Source organism: Rhodococcus sp. (in: high G+C Gram-positive bacteria) (assembly GCF_049286785.1).
Taxonomy (GTDB): Bacteria; Actinomycetota; Actinomycetes; order Mycobacteriales; family Mycobacteriaceae; genus Rhodococcus_F.
Genome location: NZ_JBAQEO010000726.1, coordinates 1 through 6,169 on the forward strand (window position 1 = coordinate 1; position 6,169 = coordinate 6,169).

At 63.7% G+C, this 6,169-nt stretch carries 8 protein-coding genes and 1 pseudogene; 4 read left to right on the forward strand and 5 right to left on the reverse strand.

Translation table 11 applies throughout. The annotated features are described in order from the left end of the window. Nucleotides 1-150 precede the first annotated feature (150 nt). Nucleotides 151-357: a hypothetical protein gene (locus tag WAW17_RS26300; protein WP_422335808.1), complete on the reverse strand. Its 207-nt coding sequence runs from the start codon at nucleotides 355-357 to the stop codon at nucleotides 151-153. A 450-nt stretch (nucleotides 358-807) separates the two neighbouring features. Between WAW17_RS26300 and WAW17_RS26305 the strand changes: the two genes are divergently transcribed. Further along, a complete protein-coding gene (locus tag WAW17_RS26305) occupies nucleotides 808-1,230 on the forward strand; it encodes a hypothetical protein (RefSeq protein ID WP_422335809.1) in 423 nt (140 codons plus the stop codon). A gap of 546 nt (nucleotides 1,231-1,776) precedes the next feature. Here the strand turns inward: WAW17_RS26305 and WAW17_RS26310 are convergent. Beyond that, entirely contained in the window at nucleotides 1,777-2,151 is a 375-nt protein-coding gene (locus WAW17_RS26310) for a hypothetical protein (protein WP_422335810.1), read from the reverse strand. 8 nt (nucleotides 2,152-2,159) lie between these two features. Beyond that, entirely contained in the window at nucleotides 2,160-2,534 is a 375-nt protein-coding gene (locus tag WAW17_RS26315; protein ID WP_422335811.1) for a hypothetical protein, read from the reverse strand. A gap of 29 nt (nucleotides 2,535-2,563) precedes the next feature. Between WAW17_RS26315 and WAW17_RS26320 the strand changes: the two are divergent. Then, nucleotides 2,564-2,671 (forward strand): annotated as a pseudogene (locus WAW17_RS26320) (integration host factor); the annotation flags it as partial. A 146-nt stretch (nucleotides 2,672-2,817) separates the two neighbouring features. Here WAW17_RS26320 and WAW17_RS26325 read toward each other — a convergent pair. Both WAW17_RS26325 and WAW17_RS26330 read right to left on the reverse strand, forming a co-directional pair. After that, a complete protein-coding gene (locus tag WAW17_RS26325; RefSeq protein ID WP_422335812.1) occupies nucleotides 2,818-3,276 on the reverse strand; it encodes a hypothetical protein in 459 nt (152 codons plus the stop codon). Beyond that, complete coding sequence (locus tag WAW17_RS26330) at nucleotides 3,273-3,839, reverse strand: helix-turn-helix transcriptional regulator (protein WP_422335813.1); 567 nt, start codon at nucleotides 3,837-3,839, stop codon at nucleotides 3,273-3,275. The genes WAW17_RS26325 and WAW17_RS26330 overlap by 4 nt, the downstream gene beginning before the upstream one ends. 703 nt (nucleotides 3,840-4,542) lie before the next feature. Between WAW17_RS26330 and WAW17_RS26335 the strand changes: the two genes are divergently transcribed. Together WAW17_RS26335 and WAW17_RS26340 are read left to right on the forward strand one after the other, a co-directional pair. After that, a complete protein-coding gene (locus tag WAW17_RS26335; protein WP_422335814.1) occupies nucleotides 4,543-5,481 on the forward strand; it encodes a recombinase family protein in 939 nt (312 codons plus the stop codon). A 310-nt stretch (nucleotides 5,482-5,791) separates the two neighbouring features. Continuing rightward, nucleotides 5,792-6,169, forward strand: a 378-nt coding sequence (locus WAW17_RS26340; protein WP_422335815.1) for a recombinase family protein, incomplete at its 3' end; no start/stop codon positions are given.

The following is a 6,169-nucleotide window of genomic DNA, read 5'->3' on the forward strand; positions in this document are numbered from 1 at the left end:
CGACGATGTCGGTCGTGCGGGGCACCCGGAGCCAGCCGTTCGGGCAGGTCCCGAAACCGAGGTCGGTGCAGGCAAGGAGGACCTCCGACAGCGCCTCGCCAACCCTTGAGCGGATAGACGAGCGGTACTGGGCTCCCGGGTATGGGCGGCCTATTCGGCGAGTTTCGCGACTGCCTGCGCCCAGAGGAAGAACTTGTTGGTGCCCAGATCGCCGACGGTCTTGATATCGAACGCGGCCTCGAGGTGCTCGGCGTTCGACTCGGTCACCCCCTGCAGCGCGGCGACCGGGGCCTTCGCGAGTTCCTCGATGGGAAGGGTTTCGTAGGCCTTGTCGAACTTCGACGCGATACCTGCCATGTGCGTGACCTCCACTACTCGGTTTGGCTGCGTAGATCAGTTAATCCGCTACCTCACACGACGGACACGATTTCGGGCACGGCGAGTCGCCCACGGCCACCCTGCTCCCCGGGCATCGGCCGCCAATGAGATCAGCAATCACCGCATGGGCGTCCTGGCAGAGGCGTTTCGACCGAGGAGTAATCCAGGCGGATACGGGTATCCGATGCTCGCTGCCGCGGGACCTCGGACGGCAACCCGCCGCGACAGCCGGACCCTCCGGCCGGCTGACCCCTCTTCGGCCGGAGGGTCCACCACACCCCAACCCGATCAAAGCGGTACGAGCAGTGCCGGATTCGACTCGCCCGGGAACGGGTCGTGACTTCGGTGGAGTAGCGGTGAGACGATCGATTCATGCGATCCATGCGCAGACACCGGTGGCCGACGCAGCCACCACCAAGCACCGGCGGGGTGCCCGTACACGGCCGGCGGGTACTCGCCGCGCACCCCGGTCTGACCTTGCAGCTCGACGACATCACCGTCTACCCGACCGGAATGCATGTGCGCCTCGCCTTGACGGCCACCAACCTCTGCGCCGAGCTCGCGCACCACGAAACTCGGCTGCTGACCAACCCTGACGACTTCTCCGGGAGCTGGTCGTACCTATCCGTGCGGGTACGCGTCGGGGATATCGAGGGCGAGGCGGACCCGTACCTACCGGTGACGAGGTCATCCCGTACGTGCTCGGCACCGCAATACCGCACCAGTCCGCAGTACTGGGTCAACAGCCTCGACTCGGAAATTGTCACGTTGACGGCCGGGTGGCCCCAGATCGGACTCGAACCGATCCAGGAGAGCATGCGGCTACGGGGGATCGGAAAGATGACGAGATGACGGGAAGATCGCCACGATCGTTCCCTTTCAATTCGGTGTCGTCAGCGTTGTTGCACACACCCGCCGCGGCGTTCTGGCGCACCTATCGCGAGCTCAGCTGCCTGCGCAGAGACGCGGTCTCTTCTCGAATCTCAGGCGATCGAACCAGCTGCTTCGAGATTGAATTCCTTCATCATCTCGGCTCGCTCGAGCCCAGGCGGTGATGTACTTCTCGCGTTGATCGCCGGTCAGGGCCGCAACCAGTGCCTTGTTGATCAACCGCTCATTGCGCTCCGCCGGAGATTGCAGTCGTGTGGGTCGGCTGGGCCGACGAAACCAAGCAAACATTGACCGCTCCCCCCTGTCTGTGTCGACACGCTAACGCATCCCACCGGCGACAAGGTGGCGCGCAAGGATGACCGACCATGTCACCCTTGGCAGCTGCTCCAGGTCATACCGTCCGAGGCTCAGCGCCGCGTGATGGCGTCTGCGTGCACGCCACCCAAATTGTGCAGTTCAGGACGCGCGCCCGCGGTGTATGCGGCCGCGGCTATCGCCGTCAGTTGGTCAGGCATCCTCACTCCTCTCAAGTCCTCGTGCGATCAGATGTCGAATCGGCGGTTGCTCGTACTGTCCGCGTTCGGCAGCGAGGTCCGGTCGCGGCGGGACGGTGAATCCAGCTTCTTGGGCGGCGGTTTCGAACTTCTTGTACTTGCGCCCCGCGGTCGACGTATGGCACGTGGTGACCAACCCGCTGGCGACCAGCCTGCTTGCGACCTCCTCGAACGTGTTGTCCGGTTCGACCACCTTCAGGCGGGAGGTTTCTTTGACCACGAGCTCGAGAGTGCTCGATTCGACGAAAGAGAGCAGATCTTCACGAGGGAGCGCAGCCGGGTCCACGGTTGTCGGTGCAACGGTTTCTGCCTCAGCGACCAAGGTCATCCGGTCGGTCAACGTTCACTCCGTCCATCTTTCACCGCCGCGGCGCGGCTGCGAGCCTCGGCGAGGTCGGCGCGTAGTTCTTCCGCTCGTTCACGGGCGGCGGTTGCTTGCGCTTGGGCCGTGCCCAGATCTGCTTTGGTGGTGGCGAGTTCGTCGCGGACTTCGTCCATTCGGGTGCGTTCGGACTGAATTGCGGTCCGGGCCTCGGCGAGGTCCGCTTCGAGACGGTCGATGGTGGCGGCCGATGTTGCGGCGGCACGGTCGGATTCAGCGCGGATCCGGGCCATCTCGTTGCCGAGCTCGGTGTTGCGCTCACGTAGGGACTCGATGAGCTGGTGTTGCTCGGCCGTCTTTTCACGGTGGTCGGTCTCGGCGGCATCCATCTGCTGGCGCCACCGTCGAGCACGTCGGTCCAGTGAAAGCTGCACAGATCCTCGAGGAGCTGGCGATCGCCGACAACCGGCGGATCCGCGGTCTCGGGACTAACCAGCGGCACGCACTTCTGGGCATCATCACCTGACACGGAGAGGGCCGCGGCCCCGGCGTCAGGTGACGGCCCGCGACAGTTGGAGCAACTGGTTCGGGCGCCCTAGGAAATCCGCGAAGAGACCCGCGGTGCTGCGCTGGCACCTGACCTCACGGTAGGGCGCGAGGCCCCCGACGTGATTAGGTCGCGTAGGCGTCCTTCGAATCCTCGCTGTCGGAGTCGTCGACAGTTACGTGGATATCGCCGGGCCGGAGCAATTTCAAGACTGGGCGGTCGAGACCTAGTTTGGCGCCGGACTGGGTGATCGACTCACGGAGGTACGGGTAAACGGACATAACCCCGACCCGTTCCACAAACTCTGTGATGACGTCGTCAGCGGCTTCAATCGGTTCGTGGAGCTTGAATACAGCCGAGGCATCGGCGACGTACTCGCCCCCCGAGCCGGAGACGGTCGCCCTGCATCGAACCTCGAGGAGAAGTTCTTCGCGGCGCAGCGCTATCTGCATGGAAAGTGGCGTTTCTTCCACATCGGGATTGCGCCGCGCACCCGTTTCGAAGAACACGATATCGGTCAGTTCTGTCAGTTCGAGGAGCTCTCGCGCGTCGGCGACAGTACGGGGAGATGAGTTATCTGTCATATGGCCAGTGCATAGCTCGACTGGAAGCTAACCCCGGCCCAGTCGCGGTTGGCTCCGACAACGGACGGGGCGAACCTGACGTCCACTTCCAGGTGTCCGCTGATCTTAGGCGACCTTCTCGAGGCGCCGACGAGGGCGGCGTCGATGCGGGCATGGTCGTCCATCGACGGGAATCCGATGGCGTCGATCTCGTAGTCATGTCGGCGGAGCCATGCGACAACATCTCCCCACAACCAGGCACCCCCACCGACCAGGTTCACCGGCGCAGGAAAGGGGTCCGACTGCATGCGGTCGCCGCGCACCCAGTTTCCGACTGCCTGTCGCGAAACTTCAGCTCGGTCGGCGACATCCTGGCGGGTGACCAGATCAGGATACGACCGCATGACCGTGAGCCCACACGACGTCAGCACTGCCGCAGCTCCCAAAGCTGCGGTGAGAGCATCGGCACCCTCTGAGGTAACCGTCGCAAGCGTCAAACCGCTGTGCGACTCCACCACGATGTCCAAGTGCTCCTCGACCTCCGCGATCCGGGCGTCACCTGGACCGGAGACTTCTGGGATCACGAAAATAAGCTCAAACTCGGTCGGGGGCATGACCCCAGCTTGATCATTCCGCATGCTGTTGTCAACCGGAAACAGCAGATCGTTATTTCATCAGCTCGTGACGATCAGGGCACCTCGATGCGGATCGTTTTACCCGCTTAGCGGCGTTTCCAGGGTTCCTGGATGTCCCAGGGAGCGTTATGAAGTTCGCCCGACCGTCAGTGCATGGGCAGTACACCGCGTACTTGTGGCCCTGCTCACGGAGACGCCAGCCCTTGTTCTTCACGAGATCCTCGACCACTTCGTACACTTCCTTGTCGAGCGACGGCCGGGAATCTTTCAGGCTGACCTCATCCCACGACTCACCCATTCCCGGGCCTCGGGCGTACGGCAGCGTAACTGGGCCCGCATGTGCCCGGACCGGGACAGCAGCGCTTACCGGGTTCGGTGTTGATCGGAACCTCCAACATCGCGTCGCGGCCGCGCCCGGCCAAGATAGGAACTTCCCAGTACCTCCTGTACTGCGTAAACAGTTTAGAGGTCGGCACTGTCACCACGCGTTTGTGCCGGACCGGAATGTCGTGAAGTCTGTCCGGTGCGTGGTTGGTTGCCACAGGGAATACCCCGGATGAAATACGCCACTTGTCACCGCGATTCACATACAGCACGCCAACGGCGTCGTAAATCTGTGTCGAAAAACCCATCCGCCGTCTATTCTCGACACATGTTGCTCGGCTATGCACGGGTCCCCAGCGCAGACCAGAATTCAGACCATCAGATCGACGCACTGCGCCGGGCCGGTGTCGCTGTCGAGAACATTCACCTCGAACACGCCGGCGGGGCGAAGGCGTCCCGACCGCAGCTCGATATCGTGCTGCAGCTGCTGCGAGAGGGGGATGTCCTGGTCATTACCCGGCTCGATCGGCTCGGCCGTTCGGTGATGCACCTGATCACCCTCGGCGCCGAGCTGCGCGAGCGGGGCATTGGGTTGAAGGTGCTCGAGCAGGGCATCGACACCGACACCGTCGAAGGACGGGCAATGTTCGGAATGCTGTCCGTGCTGGCCGAGTTGCAGTGCGAGCTTATCGTGGCCAACCACCGCGACGGACTCGCCGCCGCCGCGGCCCGCGGTCGGAAAGGCGGGCGCCCACCGAAACTCGGTCAAGATCAAATCGACCTCGCCCAACGCCTGTATGACGCCGGCGATCACACTGTCGCCCAGATCGCCGACATGCTGGGAGTACCCCGCACCACGGTCTACGGGCACCTCGGCAAGAAGACCAGCGGGGGCACGGAAACACCGGCAATCGCCGTACCCACTCCGCCGACACGTGTTTCACGCGCATGCCCCACTTGCGGGCATGAACCCACCACCCGCGCCGAGGCAGCACATCAGCGCGCGGACCTGGCCGTCACCTGGCTCCACCCCGACCCCGCCGATCCAGACGGCGTCGTAACCCAACATCACTGCCGGCACTGCGAACCCCATGAGACCGCGTTCGACATCGCCTGCACACTCTGCGGTGACGGCCCCATCCTCAGCGGACCCCTCGCCGACGCCGCCGGGAAGGACGGCCTTTCCGGTCGGGTGCTGCGCTGGCTGGCGGAGGACGGATGGCACACCAGCCCGCCACTGCTGTGCCCAGACCACGCGTCGACCTAGGCGCGCCCATTCGTGAGCCAACACGGGGTTGCGTACTGGCCGAAAATCGGGTGGATATGCCCCAACACAGGGGGCACCCCAATTCTGTGAAGGCATCAATGAAGTGGCTGCGTTCGTCCTCGGTCAAAAGGGCCGACTGTGGCGACACCGCGGCTGTACCAGCTCAAAGGCGACTACGCCTACCTGACGTCTCGGGGGACGAACCCGCCGCGCGGAGTGGCTGTGCTGCACTGAACAGCACATTCTCGGTGACGAGGTGTGATCGTAGAGTGCTATGTGAAGGGGTGTGTTTGTAGAATACGATGGTGGGATGTTGATCGGGTACGCACGCTGTTCGTCGTCTGCGGACGACGAACAGGTTCAGCGGGATCAACTGGTGGCATCGCGGGTCGAGGCGGGCGCAATCCATATCGACCACGGCCTGACCGGCACGGACCGACCTCGACCTGCCCTCACGGCGGCGTTGTCGGCGGTTTCCGCCCGGGACACCCTCGTGGTCACCTCCCTGGAACGGTTGGCCCGCTCGGTCGCTGATCTGAGTGCGATCGCCGCTGACCTGCAGGCACGCGATGTGCTGTTGATGTTCGACGGCGCGGTTCACGATCCGCAGGATCCGATCGGACGAACGGTGTTCGCGATGTTGTCGACGACGTTCGCCGAGTTCGAGTCCGGTCTGATCCGGTTGCGC